Source organism: Wolbachia endosymbiont (group B) of Horisme vitalbata (assembly GCF_964028625.1).
Lineage (GTDB): Bacteria > Pseudomonadota > Alphaproteobacteria > Rickettsiales > Anaplasmataceae > Wolbachia.
In genome coordinates, this window is sequence record NZ_OZ034797.1 from 636,909 (window position 1) to 655,126 (window position 18,218).

General features: G+C 34.4%; 12 protein-coding genes, 1 tRNA gene and 3 pseudogenes. 12 read left to right on the plus strand and 4 right to left on the minus strand.

The window, feature by feature from the left end:
• The first annotated feature begins 68 nt into the window (after nucleotides 1-68).
• Entirely contained in the window at nucleotides 69-626 is a 558-nt protein-coding gene (dcd, locus tag ABWU56_RS03140; protein WP_006012513.1) for a dCTP deaminase, read from the plus strand.
• A 155-nt stretch (nucleotides 627-781) separates the two neighbouring features.
• On the opposite strand, the pseudogene ABWU56_RS03145 reads toward dcd, so the two are convergent.
• Together ABWU56_RS03145 and ABWU56_RS03150 are read right to left on the minus strand one after the other, a co-directional pair.
• Nucleotides 782-1,122: pseudogene (locus tag ABWU56_RS03145) on the minus strand (transposase); the annotation flags it as partial.
• 15 nt (nucleotides 1,123-1,137) lie between these two features.
• The gene (locus tag ABWU56_RS03150) at nucleotides 1,138-2,373 is read right to left on the minus strand and encodes a metallophosphoesterase family protein (RefSeq protein WP_007302607.1); all 1,236 of its coding nucleotides are present in this window, start codon (nucleotides 2,371-2,373) and stop codon (nucleotides 1,138-1,140) included.
• Nucleotides 2,374-2,563: 190 nt separating this feature from the next.
• On the opposite strand from ABWU56_RS03150, the gene ABWU56_RS03155 reads away from it, so the two are divergent.
• From ABWU56_RS03155 to ABWU56_RS03190, 8 genes and pseudogenes are all read left to right on the plus strand, one after another.
• A tRNA-Leu gene (locus ABWU56_RS03155) sits at nucleotides 2,564-2,651 on the plus strand.
• A gap of 20 nt (nucleotides 2,652-2,671) precedes the next feature.
• Entirely contained in the window at nucleotides 2,672-3,757 is a 1,086-nt protein-coding gene (locus ABWU56_RS03160; RefSeq protein WP_353281850.1) for a GTP cyclohydrolase II, read from the plus strand.
• Nucleotides 3,758-3,829: 72 nt separating this feature from the next.
• Nucleotides 3,830-4,510 carry a virB8 family protein gene (locus tag ABWU56_RS03165; RefSeq protein ID WP_353281852.1) on the plus strand — a complete coding sequence of 227 codons (681 nt, stop codon included), beginning with the start codon at nucleotides 3,830-3,832 and terminating at the stop codon, nucleotides 4,508-4,510.
• Complete coding sequence (gene virB9, locus ABWU56_RS03170; RefSeq protein ID WP_019236950.1) at nucleotides 4,497-5,288, plus strand: P-type conjugative transfer protein VirB9; 792 nt, start codon at nucleotides 4,497-4,499, stop codon at nucleotides 5,286-5,288. Before ABWU56_RS03165 ends, virB9 begins: the two co-directional genes overlap by 14 nt.
• Before the next feature lie 16 nt (nucleotides 5,289-5,304).
• Nucleotides 5,305-6,816: a TrbI/VirB10 family protein gene (locus ABWU56_RS03175; RefSeq protein ID WP_353281853.1), complete on the plus strand. Its 1,512-nt coding sequence runs from the start codon at nucleotides 5,305-5,307 to the stop codon at nucleotides 6,814-6,816.
• Between the two features lies 1 nt (nucleotide 6,817).
• Nucleotides 6,818-7,810 carry a P-type DNA transfer ATPase VirB11 gene (gene virB11 / locus ABWU56_RS03180; protein WP_264682677.1) on the plus strand — a complete coding sequence of 331 codons (993 nt, stop codon included), beginning with the start codon at nucleotides 6,818-6,820 and terminating at the stop codon, nucleotides 7,808-7,810.
• 30 nt (nucleotides 7,811-7,840) lie between these two features.
• Nucleotides 7,841-9,859, plus strand: coding sequence for a type IV secretory system conjugative DNA transfer family protein (locus ABWU56_RS03185; RefSeq protein ID WP_353281855.1), 2,019 nt, complete (start codon nucleotides 7,841-7,843; stop codon nucleotides 9,857-9,859).
• Between the two features lie 100 nt (nucleotides 9,860-9,959).
• Nucleotides 9,960-10,160, plus strand: a pseudogene (locus tag ABWU56_RS03190) (P44/Msp2 family outer membrane protein); the annotation flags it as partial.
• Nucleotides 10,161-10,178: 18 nt separating this feature from the next.
• Here the strand turns inward: ABWU56_RS03190 and ABWU56_RS03195 are convergent.
• A protein-coding gene (locus ABWU56_RS03195) for an IS5 family transposase (protein WP_353281091.1) occupies nucleotides 10,179-10,942 on the minus strand; the annotation gives its coding sequence in 2 pieces (ribosomal slippage) (nucleotides 10,179-10,588 and nucleotides 10,588-10,942; 765 coding nt in all).
• 63 nt (nucleotides 10,943-11,005) lie between these two features.
• On the opposite strand from ABWU56_RS03195, the pseudogene ABWU56_RS03200 reads away from it, so the two are divergent.
• Nucleotides 11,006-11,695 (plus strand): annotated as a pseudogene (locus tag ABWU56_RS03200) (P44/Msp2 family outer membrane protein); the annotation flags it as partial.
• Nucleotides 11,696-11,880: 185 nt separating this feature from the next.
• Here the strand turns inward: ABWU56_RS03200 and topA are convergent.
• Entirely contained in the window at nucleotides 11,881-14,331 is a 2,451-nt protein-coding gene (gene topA / locus ABWU56_RS03205) for a type I DNA topoisomerase (RefSeq protein WP_010404951.1), read from the minus strand.
• Nucleotides 14,332-15,067: 736 nt separating this feature from the next.
• Here topA and ABWU56_RS03210 point away from each other — a divergent pair.
• Both ABWU56_RS03210 and radA read left to right on the plus strand, forming a co-directional pair.
• Entirely contained in the window at nucleotides 15,068-16,339 is a 1,272-nt protein-coding gene (locus ABWU56_RS03210) for an MFS transporter (protein ID WP_353281857.1), read from the plus strand.
• Between the two features lie 66 nt (nucleotides 16,340-16,405).
• Entirely contained in the window at nucleotides 16,406-17,749 is a 1,344-nt protein-coding gene (radA, locus tag ABWU56_RS03215) for a DNA repair protein RadA (RefSeq protein WP_052264751.1), read from the plus strand.
• Nucleotides 17,750-18,218 lie beyond the last annotated feature (469 nt).

Here is an 18,218-nt window from a genome sequence, read left to right on the forward strand (position 1 = left end):
CCATTCAGGTTTACATTTAAATTCTATTACATATTATTATAAGTATTACAAAACTTTAAAGGACAATTATGGCAGTTATGCCAGATAAATGGATAAGGGAAAAGGCTGAAAACTCTAGAATGATAGAGCCTTTTGTGAATCATAAAAGCAGTAAGGGTGTTGTATCTTTCGGATTATCATCTTATGGCTATGATGCAAGAGTTAGTAATAAGTTTAAGATTTTTACTAATGTTAATTCAGCTATTGTAGACCCAAAGAATTTTTCTGAGAATAGTTTCATAGATAAGGAAACAGATGTATGTATAATTCCACCAAATAGTTTTGTACTTGCCAGCACAGTGGAGTATTTTCGTATACCAAGGAATGTACTGGTAATTTGTGTTGGTAAGTCAACTTATGCAAGGTGTGGTATTATAGTAAACGTTACTCCCTTAGAACCTGGATGGGAAGGTCACGTCACACTTGAATTCTCGAACACCACTCCACTTCCTGCAAAAATTTACGCTAATGAAGGCGCATGCCAATTTGTGTTTTTAAGCGGCGAAAGTGAATGCGAGAAATCATATGATGATATGAAAGGAAAATATATGAACCAACATGGTATCACTTTGCCGTTAGTTAAGTGATTACTTTAGATGCATTTCTTTATTAATTGATATCCTTTCAAGCCGCTAATACTGATTGCATTTCCCTAGTTACAAAAATAATGTCTGTGCTAAAACATGCTCATATATAGCTCTTTTTCTAATAGTTCGAATAGCTGGATATTCTTTCTGGCTCAATTTTTTATAACAAACCAATGGTTTGATTAAAATCAGGAGAATGTGTAGGCAGATATATAACTTCAGCACCGACACTTTTAACAAATTCACTTGTTTTCTATGAAAAGTTGCATTATCCAAAATCACCCAGCAAAAAGTTTGAACTAGCTATTAAAAACGTCTGTATCGCAGTAGCCTTCAAAAATCATAGGCGCCATAATTTTTCCCTTATTCAAAGCTGCAATCATACTAATACGCTGACTTTTGTGTTATCAATTCCAGATTAGTCGATATATACAAGAATTTCAGTGTTTTTTGTTGCTATGAGTTTTTTAAGCTCAGCACGTTTTTTCTGCGTCCTTAAATAGTCCTAATTTTAATTTGTTTTAAGTTTAAAGTCTTTCGTTAGGTTTGCAGAATACATTTCCTTATTATCTTGGTTATAGAAAGTAAATTTGTGATCGTCTAAACCTAATATTGCAAAGCCAAAGCCGAAAAAGTTTCTAACTTCGTGTGCTAAGTAATTTCTACTATTTGGATAGTTAAATTCTACGTTTTGATAAACAGGTTCTTGATCTTGAGCGTGTAATAATGCACCGCCGTTTCCAACTATAATCTGATCTGGAACATTATCCATTAATAAAATCTGGGCTATATGAATGTGGCCAGAAACTATGGTAGTAACATTGCTTGGAAATTTATCTCCAAAAGCTTCAATTTGTGTAAGATTACCATGGCTTTTTAATGTCAAAAATTCTTTTTTTGGAGATCTCCAAAGTGGTTTATGAGTCAAAAACCACGTGGGCTTATCTTGTATCAATTTATCAAACTGCCTCTCAAAAGCATCAACTGTGCTTTGGGTTGTAAAAATTTCCTCACCGGATGAAGAGTCGAAGATAAAAAACTTCATCGGCCCAGCATCTAAGAACCAACTGGAAATAAGATCTTCACATTTTTGAGGGGAAAAGGGGTATGAATCTAAATATCTGAACCATCCTTCATAAGCTCTATTACAACTCTCATGATTTCCACGAACAAAAAGAAAAGGAGATTGTGTTAAAATATCTTTTGCAGGCTCAAACCAATCAGCGTACCAAGCTTCTTTGCTATATCCATAAATATCGCCGCACTTTTTTGTGTTTCTACATTTTGTTTGTCTATAATGATAATCACCAACATGGATAATTAAATCTGGTTTATGAAAAGCGATTGAATCTAAATTTTTTTTCAAAGGCCAGCTATCTACAGAATTACATTCTTGCTGAAATAACATATTTATTCTACATCCTGTATCGCCAATGAAGGCAATTTTGCTGATCTTTTCCGCTAATACGGGAACTTTTATATTGTCAATACTAATGTTTTGAGCATTTGTTTCTACTATCAGTTCACAAACTGTTTCGGTATTGTTAATTGAGCTGCGACTTAGCATTTCTACTTCCTTATTATCGACGTAAGCAATGGGACACATGTTATTGTCTATAATTGCACGTATGCTTAATTTATTTTCTGGAATGATTTGAGACCATGTGTACAATATTTGTGCATGAGTGGAGTGAAAGCTAATTGTAAGAGATAGAATTAAAAAAATGAAGATATTAGCTACTTTCATTTGTATAAAGACCTAAATTAAGAATTAGTATTAAGATTATCTTAAATGATTAAAGTTTGTAACCATAAAATTCATAGTTAAATTATACAGGCATTTCCTAAATTATCCTAGTATCAGATTGACACTTTAGATGAAAAATCCTAAAATGATTAAGTAATTTAAAGTAATTATATAGAAACTAGAATAAAGTGCGGTCGTGGTGGAATTGGTAGACACGCAGCGTTGAGGTCGCTGTGGCTCACAAAGCCTTGGAAGTTCAAGTCTTCTCGACCGCACCAAGTTGTTTGGTGTAGGTGAAATGTTTATAGGAAATCAAAGTAGAAATAAAGTAGAAAGGGCCATCAGTGAAGTCAGGCGTGGTCTTCCAATTTTAATATATGATGATGAAAATAACTATCTATTGCTTGCTGCTGCTGAAACTTTAGAAAAAAATTTATTTAGTCAATATAAGCTTATATCAGGTAATGTGTATGTTACTTTGACTGCAAGTAAGGTAAAATACATATGTCAGAGTAAAGAACATAGTAGCAAACGTCTGTTGATAAGCAATTTTGATGAACTGCTCCATTTAATAAACTGTTCAAAGGAAGATTGGATAAAAGAGTTGCAATGCTCAAAGACAATAGATGCGTATGCTGTTGCCTTGCTTAAGTTCTCAGAATTATTGCCATACGCGTTAGTGGCTGATATGACTTTTGAGAATAAACATGAAATGCGAAATTGGTGTGAAAAAAATGACATTATTGCACTAAATACGTTACTTGTGAATGATTTTCAACAAAATCATAGTGTGTATGAAGTGTGCAAAACATCATTATTTTTAAAGCAGACTCAAGAAGTAGATATCATATCTTATAGAACCAAAAGTGGCGGAAGAGAACATTATGCAATTATCATTGGCAATCCAGATAAAGATAATGAGCCATTAGTGAGAATTCATTCTTCATGCTATACAGGAGACTTATTAGACAGCTTATCATGTGATTGCAGAAGCCAGTTACATCAAGCGATTCAAATAATGACCGACTTTGGGAATGGCATTATATTATACTTGATGCAAGATGGGAGAGGCATTGGTTTAACTAATAAGTTAAGAGCATACAGTATGCAAAGAAAATATAATCTTGATACTGTTGATGCAAATAGAGTATTGGGTTTTGAAGATGATGAAAGGAGCTTTGCTGTTGCAGCTAAAATACTTAAGAAATTGAACATTAACAAAATACAATTACTTACAAACAATGGTAGAAAGTTATCAGAGTTGAAAAATAACGGTATAGAAGTTACAAAGTGTGTACCACTTATTATGGAACGCAATGAATATAATGATTCATATATGGAAACAAAATTTGGCAAGTTAGGCCATGGATTAAGGGTTTATTAGCTTTTTTGTTATAACTACTTTGTTAGCTTGCTATGTTAATTAATATAAGTTAAGATTTTTAAGAATATTGAGATGCTGAAATTTTTAAAACAAGAAAAAAGTAATGAGTTATTGGATAAGGATATAAATTGGAATTCAAGTCGCTATAGCACAGTTGTTGCTCAGAGAAATACTTTACTTTTATTTACATTAATATTACTAGTTGCAATTTCTATAAGCATATTAGCTATATTTAAAATTAGCACAAGTAGCACTATTGAGCCATTCGTTATAGAAATTGATAAAAAGTCAGGAATAGTGCAATTGGTTGATCCTGTTACAGTAAAACAATATTCTGCAAATGAAACGCTGAACGATTATTTTATTTCAGAGTATATAAAAGCAAGGGAGGTTTTTGACCCATATAATTATAATTATAATTATTATACAAAAGTAAGGTTGTTTTCTTCGCCTAGTGTATATAGTGAATTTAGCAATTATATAAAATCGCAGAATATGAATGACCTTTTTAATTTATATTCAGATGCTAAAGGTGAGTTGAAAATTCGTTCAATTCAAAAATTAGGTAATGATGCTCTTCAAGTGAGATTTTCTATAGAATTTACACGAAAAGATGGAAATTCCTCAAGGAAAAATAAGATAGTTGTGATGTCGTATAAATATGCATCGCTTGAAATGAATGATCAGCAAAGATATATTAACCCGTTAGGGTTTCAAGTTATTTCATATAGAGTAGATGATGAATATGTGTAGGATATTGTTAGTTTTAGCTTTACTAATAAGTGGCAACTTAAATGCATCTATTAATAATAAACCTATTTCTGTAGATAGTAGAATAAAGACTTTTGTATATAGCCCTAATGAGGTGTTTACAGTAATTTTTAGTCAAGGTTACTATTCTTATATTGAGTTTGCAGAAGGGGAAAAAGTCAAAAATATTGCTGTTGGTGATGCATCAAGTTGGAAAATTAATCCTTATGATAATAAACTGCTTGTCATGCCATTTGAAGTCAGTAGTCGCACTAACATGATTATTACGACAACTAAAAAGAGAAATTACATTTTTGATCTAATTTCAAGACCAAATTACGATAAATACCCAGATACTGATGCTAAAAAAGTGGATCATGATTATTCCGTTGAAAAGGATATATCTTACGTAATACGTTTTTATTATCCTCAAGAAGAAGATGAATTTGATGTTGATTTAGATGAGGTTTCTTTACCTACTCAAATGCAATACATTACAGAAAAGCCAGAAAAAATAATACAAGAAAATAATACGAGGTACAACTATACATATATTGATGAAGGTGGTAACGTAGATATAGTTCCAATTGAGTTATTCGATGATGGTTATTTAACCTATTTAAAGTTTAGAAATAGTAATAAAATTCCTCAGATTTTTATAGAAGGCGAATCCTGTAAAAGGCTGTTATTTGATGATTATGTTGTAATAAAAGGAGTACATAAAAAGCTATTAATGCGTTATGAAGGTAGTGAAGTTGAAGTTATAAATAGGTCACTTTAGTTCTGGTACATATAATATGAGTAAAGAAAGGCATAATAGTGTAGAAGATGAATCAGAGATAGAAAGCAAGGTAGTAACAGTTGGCTCTAATCAAGGTTATAAGGCATTGATGATAGTTATGGTAGCGCTCTTAGTTGGTGGAGTGTACTATCTTTATTTTAGTCCTTCTAATAAAGAGGGTCCAGAGATTGTTAAAAAAGAGGAAACAAAGCAAAACATTCAAGAATTGAAAGGAAAGTTAGAACAAGTTCCAGATAATGCAATAGTTTCCGAAAGAGTAGTAACTGATCTCTTGCCACCCTTACCTCCTCTTCCTATTCCACAAGTCATACCAGAAGTAAAACAAATCAAAAAAGAGGAAGTGACAAAAAAAGAAGAGCAACTAAAAGAAATTCCCTTGTCAAATATACCTGTTTTACCAAAGCAAAATTTTCCTTCTGGTAATGTTATTAGCAATTTGCCTACTTCATTTCCTACAATAGGGGGTGGCGGTTATCCTAGAGACAGACGTAGTGCACAAATGTTAGCAATTTCAGGTAGTAGTGGGGAAGGTAAAGCTACAGATGCTGTTTTATCCAATACCTCAGCACAATCGAGCAAAGCTACCAAAGCTGGAAAGCTTGGTTTAATGATTATTCAAGGTAAGGTTATTGACGCTATTCTTGAAACTGCAATAAGTTCTGACTTACAAGGAATGCTCCGTGCTGTTGTTAGTAGAGACGTTTATGCAGAAACTGGTGATACAATTTTAATACCAAAAGGTTCAAGGTTAATAGGTGGTTATTCATTCGACTCAAATGTTGCAAAAGCCCGCGTGAACATAAATTGGAATAGGATCATTCTTCCTCATGGTATAGATGTTGCTATTGCATCATCTGGTACCGATGAGCTTGGAAGGGCAGGGATAGCTGGAATAGTTGATAATAAAATAGCAAGTGCATTATTCTCTTCAGTGGCACTTGCTGGTGTTTCGATTGGTTCAGCTGTTGTAGGACAAAAAGCCTCTAATCTTATCGATGCGCTAACTGCCATGGATGCAGTGAAGTCTATTACTGCAACTGAAATAGATATTTCTTCTCTCAAAGGGGCTATTGTTGAGAGATTGGAGAATTCTATAAAAACTGAAGTTGGGAAGGTAGGAGACGAAAAATGGAAATTGGGTATTAGGGCTATTGAAAAAATTCGAAATGCTAAAAGTGATCAGGATTTGCTGAGAATAATAAAGGAAGAAATAGTAAGTGTGATAAAAAGTTCTGGAGCTAGTGGAGTTGATACAATTACTAGTGACAATATCGGTATAACTTTAGACGATGTACGTCAACTGTTGAGGCAAACTCAGAAAAGAAGCAAATCTGTTTATGATGAAGAAATTGGGAAGTCAATCAATGATTTTTCCAAAGACATGCGAGATATAGTTGATAGGAGTGTAGATAAAAAACCAACTATTTATGTTAATCAAGGAACTGCATTGAAAGTATTTGTTAACCAAGATATAGTATTTCCTCCACAGTCAATATTAAATAACTGAAATGAACTATGCTGCACTTGATACATACTTGGAGCCATTACAAGGGATATTTCAAGAGGAAGGTGTAAATGAAATATCAATAAATAAACCGAAGGAAGTATGGATTGAAAATCGCGGTGAAATAAGATGCGAAAAGTTAGAAATATTTGATCTTAATCATTTAAAATCTCTTAGCAGGTTGATTGCTCAAGCTACAGAACAAAAACTGAGCGAAGAGACACCGCTGCTTTCAGCTACATTACCAAATGGTTATCGTATACAGATAGTGTTTCCTCCAGCATGTGAGCCTGATAAAGTAGTCATTTCAATTCGTAAACCTTCTTCTATGCAATTGGCATTGGATGATTATGAAAAAATGGGGGCTTTTTCTGAAACTGTTATAGGAGTGACCGATAATCCAGTAGATCGTCACCTAGATTTGCTACTGAAACAAAAAAAAATAAAAGAGTTTTTAGAATATGCTGTAATAAGTAAGAAAAATATCATAATTAGTGGTGGAACTTCCACTGGTAAAACCACTTTTACTAATGCTACTTTGCGTGCTATTCCATCTGAAGAAAGAATTATTACTGTTGAAGATGCAAGAGAGATAGTTTTGAATGATCATCCCAATAAAGTCCATTTAATTGCTTCTAAAGGAGGGCAGGGCAGAGCAAAAGTAACCACTCAAGATTTGATAGAAGCGTGCTTACGTTTAAGACCAGACAGAATAATAGTTGGTGAGCTCCGTGGAGCGGAAGCTTTTAGTTTTCTCAGGGCAATAAACACTGGCCACCCAGGGTCAATATCAACTCTTCATGCGGATAGTCCGGCAATGGCTCTTGAGCAAATAAAACTTATGGTTATGCAAGCAAATCTTGGAATTCCCCCAGATCAGATCATACCATACATTAGAAATGTAATTGATATTGTTATTCAGCTAAAAAGAACCAGTGGAGGCAAAAGAAGCATTTCTGAGATATTATTTACTAGATCTTCAAATGAAAATGCTTAAATTTATACGTAAGTTAAGAAAAAGTAGTTTATGAGTAATGGAAATCACCTACGCAATATTCTCATAGGAGGTGTAGTATCTTTTAGCATATTTGAATTTTGCTTCTATTTGTCTGGTATATTATTCTACCTGTTTGTTGACGGTCCAGATGGTGTAGATTTTAGAGCAATTAATCCTAGCTTGACACCTTTTCCTCAAGCTCTCTGGCCGACAATTTTTGATCATATACAATATTGTTGGCATCATCCAGAGCTATATAGCTTTGAGCTCAAAATTAAATTAGTTGTATCTTCTGTACTGCCTCAAATTGTTTTGATGATTATTTTGTGGAATGTGAGAGAAAGACTAATTGAGTGGCGGCCATTTAAAAAGAAAGAATCACTTCATGGAGATTCACAGTGGGCATCAGAGAAAGACATACGAAAAGCGGGATTAAGAAGCAAAAAAGGTCTATTGCTTGGTAAAGATAAGAGAGGATATTTTATTGCTGATGGGTTTCAGCATGCATTGCTCTTTGCACCTACAGGCTCTGGTAAAGGTGTTGGTTTTGTAATTCCTAATTTGTTATTTTGGAATGATTCGGTAATTGTGCATGATATAAAATTAGAAAACTATGAAATAACAAGTGGTTGGCGAGAGCGACAAGGACAAAAAGTATATGTATGGAACCCAGCGCAGCCAGATGGGGTAAGCCATTGTTATAATCCACTGGAATGGATTAGTGAAAAACCTGGACAGATGGTTGACGATGTGCAAAAAATAGCTAACCTAATCATGCCTGAACAAGATTTTTGGCAAAACGAAGCAAGAAGCTTATTTGTTGGGGTGGTACTATATTTACTTGCTGCACCAGAGAAAGTTAAATCTTTTGGTGAGGTTGTGCGTACGATGCGTAGCGATGACGTAGTTTACAATCTTGCTGTAGTTTTGGACACAATGGGTAAAATAATACATCCGGTAGCGTATATGAACATTGCAGCTTTTTTGCAAAAGGCTGACAAAGAAAGATCAGGTGTTGTGTCAACTATGAACTCGTCGCTTGAATTGTGGGCAAACCCATTGATCGATACTGCAACTGCATCAAGTGATTTTAATATTTTGGATTTTAAAAAGAAGAAAACTACAGTTTATGTTGGTTTAACTCCTGATAACTTAACTAGGCTCAGGCCTTTAATGCAGGTGTTTTACCAACAGGCAACTGAGTTTTTATGTAGAAAATTGCCATCGGATGACGAGCCTTACGGCGTATTATTTTTAATGGATGAGTTTCCAACACTTGGAAAAATGGAGCAATTTCAAACGGGTATCGCATACTTTCGTGGCTATCGAGTAAGGTTATTTTTAATTGTTCAAGATACTGAACAGCTTAAAGGAATATATGAAGAAGCAGGAATGAACTCCTTTTTATCAAACTCAACCTATAGAATAACTTTTGCAGCCAATAATATTGAAACGGCTAATTTGATATCTCAGCTTATAGGAAACAAAACTGTACAACAAGAATCATTAAACAAACCTAAATTTTTAGACTTGAATCCTGCATCAAGATCATTGCATATCTCTGAAACACAGAGAGCATTGCTCTTACCTCAAGAAATTATTATGCTGCCACGTGATGATCAGATAATTTTGATAGAATCGACTTATCCAATTAAGTCAAAGAAAATTTTGTACTATAGTGATAGCACATTCACAAGAAGGCTGATTAAACCAACACGTGTGCCTACACAAGAGCCATATGATCCAAACAAGGTCTTTTCTGCTGCTAACAAAGATAAGATTAGTAATGAAGAAGAGAGTAATGCTATTGAAGCTGCTGATTATCCTGTTGAAGCTAAAACTGAAGATGCAATATACGATGAGCCAGAGATTGAAGATGGATTTGAAGACGAGGATATTGATGATAAGTTTGAAGGTGGTGATGGGTTTGATGATGAGGAAGACGATGATGAGTTTGATGATGAAGACAGTAAGGATGAATTTGACGATGATGATGAATTTGAAGATGAGGACAAACTAGACGGCAATAAAATCGAGGATAGAGGTTAATTTTACCTATTTTTTAGCTTAGAAAATAATTAGTTTTTTCATATTAAATCATTTTTAATTAATTAGTACTAGATTAGCTATTTTAACTAGAGGAATAGTCATGATGAGTAAAAAAACATTAGCAGTTACAGCACTTGCTTTATTGTTGTCACAACAATCTTTTGCAAGTGAAACGGAAGGATTTTACTTTGGTGGTGGATATTACGGTCAATATTTGAACTTGGGTAAGTTGAAAGCAAAAATTGGAGGCAAAGATGCTACAGATGATAACCGTGTATCTATAAATGACATAGACGCTCAGAACCTGTCTTGAAAGGAGTTAATTGGCTAATTTAGTAAGCATAGAAGTAATCATATTAAATAAGATATTGTTTTTTGAAGTAAGAGGAGAATGTTCGTAATCCTTGCTCATGCGTCTAAAATTGGAAAGCCAGGCAAAGGTTCGTTCTACAATCCAACGTTTAGGAATAACTTGAAATCCTGTATCAACCAATTTCTTGGTAATCGTTAGCAAACATCCAGTTTCCAACAAACATCGATTTTGTAATTTACCTTTATACCCTTGATCAGCAAAAAACCTACGTAATGTTGGAGCTTTGCATTTAGCTTGAACAAAAAGATTGGTAGCACCATCACGGTCCTGAATGCTTGCGCTGTGTACTTCTGCAGTAATTACAAGACCTAGTGTATCTACAATAATATGACGTTTTCTACCCTTTATTTTTTTACCGGCATCATATCCTCTTGATCCCCTTTTTGAGTCGTTTTCACTGATTGACTGTCAATTATACCTACTGAAGGTGTTTCATTTTTGCCAACCATTTTTCTTACCTCTTTTACTAGCATGTCATGTATTTTTTTCAATTTTCCATTATTACGCCACCTGAGAAAATAGTCATACACCGTTTTCCATGGAGGAAAATCTTTTGGTAGCATTCTCCACTGGCAACCACCCCTCATTATGTACCTTATTGCATTAATAATTGTTCTTATGTTATGTTTTCTTGGTCGTCCTATCGCTCCTTGTGCAACATAGGGCTCTAAAATTTCCCATTCCTTGTCACTTATATCACTTGGATACAACTTACCCTCCTATTTTTTGCTTACCTCATCATACTCTTTTCTTCATTACCTTTCAAGACAGGTTCTCAGAGAACAGAAGGTCAGTTAATAAGTAAGTATAAAGGAGATTATAACCCACCTTTTGCTGCAAATGTAACGTTTGGTTACACAGGAGAACTAGGCAATAATAGCTATAGAGCTGAATTGGAAGGGATGTACTCTTCTGTAAAAGTAGATAATATTGGTTTATCAAGTAATCAAGTAACTGTTTCGTATCTAAAAGACGTTGGTGAGAGTACTAATAAAAAAACTTATATGTATAAAACTGTAATTAATCATGACCAAGTAGAAAACGCATCTGTAATGGCAAATGTTTATCATTATTGGAAAAGTGATAGTTTTTCTTTTTCTCCTTACGTTGGTATTGGAGTTGGTGGAACAAGAATGACGATGTTTGAAAAATCGTCAATAAGACCTGCAGGTCAATTGAAAGCTGGCTTTGATTATCGTATAAACGAAGATGTAAATATGCACATCGGATATAGAGGTTTTGGTGTTCTTGGTAGTAATGTTGATTTTGAAGCAGAGGTGTTAGGAGAAATGAAAGAAAAGCAACAGGCAAACTCAGATGGAAAAAAGATATTAGAATTGAATAAAAATCAAAAACCATCGGACCAGAAGTTACACAAAGAAAGTATCAGTATAGGCAATCAAGTGTTTCACACACACGGTATAGAAGCTGGTCTTACTTTTCATTTTGCCAGCAAAGCTTAACTCTGATAGAGACTATTTTCCTGTTAGCACGTCTGCGTCACACGACTGTAGCTGCTAACCAGATGACAACTTTCTCGTTATCTGAATATTTTCTTTCTTGTAATTCAGGCTCTTTTTTTCTCAGTTCCAGCGTGTAGCGCTGGAACAACAATAAAGAACATATAAAGAATGGTTATGCAAGAAGTCTACTTTTTATTCTTAATTAACTCTAAAGCCTTCTTCAGATCTATACTTTCAATATCTGCATTCTTGCCCAAAGCAACGTTTGTTTTACCGCATTTTATATAGAATCCGTACCTACCGTTGCAGATAAAAACTTCTTTTCCCTTTTCATTAAAACCAAGAGATTTTAGCTCTTTGCGTGGGCTGCTCTCAATAATTTGTATAGCTTCGTTTAATTGTGTGTCTAATACCTCCTTAGAGCTTTTTTTAAGAGAAAAGTATCGACCATCATAGAGAATATAGTACCCAAATCGTCCAAGACCTATTTTTACTTCCTTTCCAGTTTCTGGGTGTTCTCCGATTATTTTCGGCAGGGAAAGTAATCGAGTGGCGGTATTTAGATCAATATCATTAACATTTATATCTTTTGGTACAGAAATCTTTTTTTTCTTTTCTGACTCACTATTAAACTCCAGATAAAGTCCAAAAGGACCTTTTTTGATCATTACCTCTTGGCCTGTCACATCATCTATACCCAAACTTTTTGGATATTCTGAATTGTCATTACTGCCCGTAATTTCTTTTGTATGATTGCATGCAGGATAGTTAGAACATCCAAGAAACACACCGGCTTTTCCAAAATTTAATTTCAATATACCACCAGAGCAATTAGGACATTTTTTACCTATTTCTTCCTTTCCTTCCTCTGAGCAAAACCAATTGACTACCAAATCATGAATACCACTAAAAATCTCATCATGTGTCATTTGCTTAACAGAATTTACATGATTAAAAAATGGCACCCAAAAATAGCCTAGTTCTTTTTTCCAATCTGCATGTCCATTTGAGATTGAATCAAGCCTTTCTTCCATTTGTGCTGTAAAGTCATACTCTACACAACGCTGAAAAAAAGTTTCCAAAAATATAGTCACGATCTTACCGCGGCTGCTTGGAATAAATCTTTTGTTATCCAATGAAACATATTCACGATCTTGTAATACCGAAATAATTGTTGCATAAGTTGATGGGCGACCTATACCGACTTCTTCCATTTTTTTTACTATACTCGCTTCACTATAACGAGGTGGCGGTTGAGTAAAATGCTGTTTCGGATCAACAGAAATCAACTTGCACGCTTCCTCTTCCTTCATGGCAGGTAGCAGGCCTTCATTTTCGGCTTCTATGTTATCTTGATAAACTTTATAAAAACCATCAAAGAATATACTTGATCCACTTGCTCGCAGAATCACTTTCTGGTCAATAGAACTAATTTCAACTACCACTTGATCAAGAATCGCCGATTCCATTTGACTTGCAATGGTTCTTTTCCAGATTAAATCGTACAATTTAAATTGCTCTGGCGTTAAGTAATCCTTAATACTACCCGGTGTTCTATTAATATCAGTTGGCCGGATTGCTTCATGTGCTTCTTGAGCATTTTTGACCTTTTTTACATATTTACGAGGAGAATGCGGTAAATATTTATCACCATATAATGACTTAATTGATCCCCTGATTGAGTTTATAGCCTCATCTGCAATATGAAACCCATCTGTACGCATGTAAGTTATCAACCCTACGGTTTCACCACCAATATTGATACCTTCATATAAATTTTGCGCTACTCGCATAACATTTTTCACATTAAAATACAGTTTATTCACTGCATCTTGCTGAAGACTTGAGGTGATAAATGGAGGAAGCGGGTTTCTCTTAACTTGCTTGCGTTCTACTGTGCTTACAGCATACTGCCTTGACTCGATCTCCCTGACTAAGTTCTTTGCCTCTTCTTCATTCTTAATATCAAATTTTTCTAGCTTTTTATTGTCATAGTGGCTTAGCATAGCAAAAAAAGCCTCATCTTTGCTATTTTGCATTTCTGCCTTTATGCTCCAATACTCCTGTGTTATAAACTTACTGATTTCATCCTCTCGTTCGCATATAAGCTTTAATGCAACAGACTGCACTCGCCCTGCAGATTTGCTTCCCGACAATTTTGTCCACAGCAGCGGTGACAAGCTAAATCCAACTAGATAATCCAAAGCTCTGCGTGCTTGCTGTGCACGCACTAAGTCCATATTAATTTCACGTGGATTTTTTATAGCTTCTTGCACTGCTCTTTTTGTTATTTCGTTAAAGACTACTCTATGAATGTTGCTTTCATCATTGATTGCTTTTCTTTCCTTTAGTGCCTCTATCACATTCCAAGCTATTGCTTCCCCTTCTCTGTCTGGATCTGTTGCAAGGTATATATCTGATGTTTTACTAGCTTCCTTGACTAACTCTTTTACATACTTTTCTGCTTTTTCAATAATCTCATACTTCATGGCAAAGTCATTATCAGGATCAACAGAACCATTCTTCGCTGGCAGATCTCTGACGTGGCCAAAGGATGCAGCCACTTTAAATTCTTTACTCAAATATTTACCTATCGTCTTTGCCTTTGCCGGCGACTCAACTATCAATAATGCCATAATTATTAGTACTTAAAGGTAATATGTTGAAATATATAGAATAAAAAGTAAAAAAATATTTTAATGGTCTTCTCAGTTTTTTAAGTGAATTGTTTTAATGTTAGCAAAAAACCTAATGAAAGAGCCTACTTTACAAATTTTCCCAACTCCCTTACCATAAGGATAACGCTATACTATTTATCTTCGTCTGTGGAGATTAAACGACAAAAGCATAACGCAGTTGTCGTCTTATTTTTAATTTTTTGCACTATGTGCATCTTATTTCTTTACAAAACTTCCAGTTTTTTAACCATATAAGCTGAAACGGGCTGTTTAAGACAGGCCAATTTTCAGGAGTCACAACTAGCTAATAAGGGGTTTCTTTTGTCTTTTTTCTACTTGGTAAATTTCTTGATATTTGTAGCTAAAGTAATTTAAGAGAGGTGTCATCCCAGTGCTCCGACACTGGGATCCAGTTAAATTTACGAGTATAAAAGTAATCAACGTTTCTGATGATGGAAAAATGGATCCCAGTGTCGGAGCACTGGGATGACAAGAAAAGGAGTACTGGAATGACAAGAAGGACATTCCACCATGTCATTCCAGCGGATGACCAGATTTTTTTATTTGATCCCAGACTGGCTGGTTATGCAAGTTACAATTTTAATAATATTTACATATAAGCCATACGCTTGAGTTGCAAAGTTCTAAAAAGCAGCCAAAATAAAAATAAGTAGACATTTACAAATTAAACTAAGTGTACAATCAACAAACAAGAGTATTGATTGCAACAATACTCTGTAGAATCGCAATATGGTATGACCATATGCTCTTTATTGATCTGGTTAATATAATTAGTAGAGAATTTTGTTATGCAAAAGATATCTACTACAGCATATTGCAATTGTTTGGAATTGCAGGACTGGGTGCAATGGTAAGACCACTTGGTGCATTCGTATTTGGTCACATTGGTGATAGGTATGGAAGGAGAATGGCGTTAACGATTGCTATCTTGCTAATATCGATTCCTTCTAGTCTCGTTGCGTTTATTCCAAGTTATAGTAAAATAGGAATAACCTCTACTATGTTGCTTCTTACAATCCATCTGATACAAGGGGTTGCACTTGGCGCTGAGCAAGGAGGTAGCTCTGTTTATCTCATAGAGCATTTACCTAATAAGAAAAAACTAGGAATGTTTTTTGGAATAATAAGTTTTGGTCGCTCTATTGGCATATTGCTCTCTGTGGTTGCAGTGATCATCTGTAAAAAAACCACTGATTTTAACGCTTGGGGTTGGAGGCTGCCGTTTATTTTTTCAGCCATTTTAGGATTAATAAGCGCATATAGTATATATACACTAGGAGAAACTCCAGTGTATGAAAAAAATCGAGAACAAAGAAATTTACCTAATTTACCAATAATAGAGCTTACAAAACGCTATAAAAGAGCCCTGATACTTGCCATTTTAATATCTGTACCTGTTAATGTTGCTGTTGGATTTACCATATTTCTTAGAACAATTGCAAAAGAAATAGTGTCTGTTGAAACTTATGTAACAACGTATGTCAACGAAGTTGTACTCATTATAACCAGTATATTAATGCCGATATCTTCAATAGTGCTTGGAATTTTAGCTGATAAAGTAGGAAGAGAACGCACTGCAATCTTATTTATAGTGATAACAATGGTATTATGTTGTCCTATGTTATCTATTGCATATTACTATAAAAGCTATCTAATAATTATGTTGAGTGTGATGGCTCTTTCTATAATCGAGAGGGGTATTAATCCTATAGGGATAGTTACTGCTGAGCTTTTTCCTACTAATGTTAGATTTAGTGGTGTGAGTTTATCACGTAACATTTCTTATGCCCTGCATGGTGGATTTACTCCTATGATATGCACTGGGTTTACTATAATGTTTCCTAAAATAGACTTTGCTGCTGGGCTTTATGTAATTTTTTGCTTATTAGTCAGCTTAGTAGCAATATTGCAAATAAAACCACAAGATAAAAAGTGTGATTGGTAATTTTCTCTATTTAAATTTATTTCACTTATTTAGCTAATTTTTATTACAATTATAATTTTGGCTTTTATGAAAACTGCATACGTATGTCAATTCTGCGGTCATAGCACTGGAAGGTGGGTAGGAAGGTGTATTGCATGTGACAGTTGGGATACGGTTGTCGAAGAAATAGTACTAAAAACAGAAACGAGAAGTACATCTGCACCAATTTCAATAAAAGCGTTATCAGATAGTGAAATTATTACCCCCGATCGTTTTTTAACAGGAATAGAAGAGTTAGATAGAGTTTTTGGTGGAGGTATCGTTCAAGGTGCTAGCATTTTAATTGGTGGTGAACCTGGAATTGGAAAATCTACTCTTTTGCTTAGGATTGCAGCTAATGTTGTACAACTTTCCTCTTTTGAATGTCTTTATGTATCTGGCGAGGAATCTTTAGAGCAAGTGAGCCTCAGAGCAAAGCGTCTTAAGATAAATGAACCTAAAATTAAGCTTTTATCTACAGTATCTTTAACTGATGTAGTAGCAACAATAAGGAAAAATAAAAGTATTAAGTTCTTGATAATTGATTCTATACAAACTATGTATGATAGCAAAGTCACATCAGCACCAGGAACTGTAACTCAAGTCCGTACCTGCGCTCATGAATTGACTGTTCTTGCAAAGCAATATGGTGTTTCTCTCTTAATAGTTGGCCATATAACGAAAGATGGACAAATAGCGGGACCTAAAACCCTGGAGCATATGGTAGATACAGTACTATATTTTGAGGGTGAAAATAGTAATCAATATCGCATTTTACGTACTATTAAAAATAGATTTGGCCCTGCAAATGAAATTGGTGTTTTTGAGATGTCTAAAGCAGGACTCATGCCTGTTGATAATCCATCATCATTATTCTTGACCGTACATGATAGAGAAGTAGTTGGCAGCGCCGTATTTGCAGGAGTTGAAGGCTCAAGACCAATCTTAATGGAAGTGCAAGCATTAATAGCAAGGACTAATATGGCAACTCCAAGAAGAGCAGTAGTTGGTTGGGATATTAATAGATTAGCTATGATAATCGCGGTTCTAAGTGCTCGTTGTAAAATGTTTTTGCATGATAAAGAAGTATACCTAAACATTGCAGGAGGACTCAAAATACAGGAACCATCAGCTGATCTTGCTGTTGCTGCTTCCCTTATTTCAAGTTTAGTAAATTTACCGCTACCAACTTCTTCAATAATCTGCGGTGAAGTTGCACTTTCAGGAGAAATTAGGAATGTTTCGCATGCTGATCTCAGGCTAAGGGAAGCACAAAAATTAGGATTTAAAAAAGCGATTATGCCTAAAAATGGCAATTATTCTTCTCATGATATTGAGATAATTAAGCTTGGTCATATAAAAGAGTTAAAAGAGATCTTCAATCACAGTTAAATATTATCTGCATGAACATTTTGCTTGTGGGAAGGATGTTATCCCAGCTTCCATAATGTCATCTGAGTAGGTGACACTGGCTTCTTTTTTTACTGTTTTTACTGTAATTAAAAATTCATTGGATCTTGATTATATATTTCCTCTGCTATAAGCAATAATTTTTCGCTCTCATCAAAGAGACTTTTTGCGCTAGCTGCTAATTTCTCACTAATTTGTGGTAGACATTGTCATAATATACTCCTTAAATTTTTAAAATATATTTATGTTGGTATACAAGTATCAATATTACATTAATATAATAACTTTTTAGGCATGAGTGACAAGCTGAAGTGGTTTTTAATTACTCAAAAAACAGAAACGTTTCTATTTCCTACACTTTCTAAAACCATAGGTACCAGTTGGTTTTTAGCTAAAGTAAAGGTCAAGTATCTGGAATTCTGGACATAAAATCCTCCTGTGTAAAAAAGAG

What these genes read in the sequence shown, in the direction of transcription:
- dcd (WP_006012513.1), top strand. Translation starts at nt 69, where the DNA reads ATGGCAGTTATGCCAGATAAATGGATAAGGGAAAAGGCTGAAAACTCT.
- ABWU56_RS03150 (WP_007302607.1), bottom strand. Translation starts at nt 2,373, where the DNA reads ATGAAAGTAGCTAATATCTTCATTTTTTTAATTCTATCTCTTACAATT.
- ABWU56_RS03160 (WP_353281850.1), top strand. Translation starts at nt 2,672, where the DNA reads ATGTTTATAGGAAATCAAAGTAGAAATAAAGTAGAAAGGGCCATCAGT.
- ABWU56_RS03165 (WP_353281852.1), top strand. Translation starts at nt 3,830, where the DNA reads ATGCTGAAATTTTTAAAACAAGAAAAAAGTAATGAGTTATTGGATAAG.
- virB9 (WP_019236950.1), top strand. Translation starts at nt 4,497, where the DNA reads ATGAATATGTGTAGGATATTGTTAGTTTTAGCTTTACTAATAAGTGGC.
- ABWU56_RS03175 (WP_353281853.1), top strand. Translation starts at nt 5,305, where the DNA reads ATGAGTAAAGAAAGGCATAATAGTGTAGAAGATGAATCAGAGATAGAA.
- virB11 (WP_264682677.1), top strand. Translation starts at nt 6,818, where the DNA reads ATGAACTATGCTGCACTTGATACATACTTGGAGCCATTACAAGGGATA.
- ABWU56_RS03185 (WP_353281855.1), top strand. Translation starts at nt 7,841, where the DNA reads ATGAGTAATGGAAATCACCTACGCAATATTCTCATAGGAGGTGTAGTA.
- topA (WP_010404951.1), bottom strand. Translation starts at nt 14,331, where the DNA reads ATGGCATTATTGATAGTTGAGTCGCCGGCAAAGGCAAAGACGATAGGT.
- radA (WP_052264751.1), top strand. Translation starts at nt 16,406, where the DNA reads ATGAAAACTGCATACGTATGTCAATTCTGCGGTCATAGCACTGGAAGG.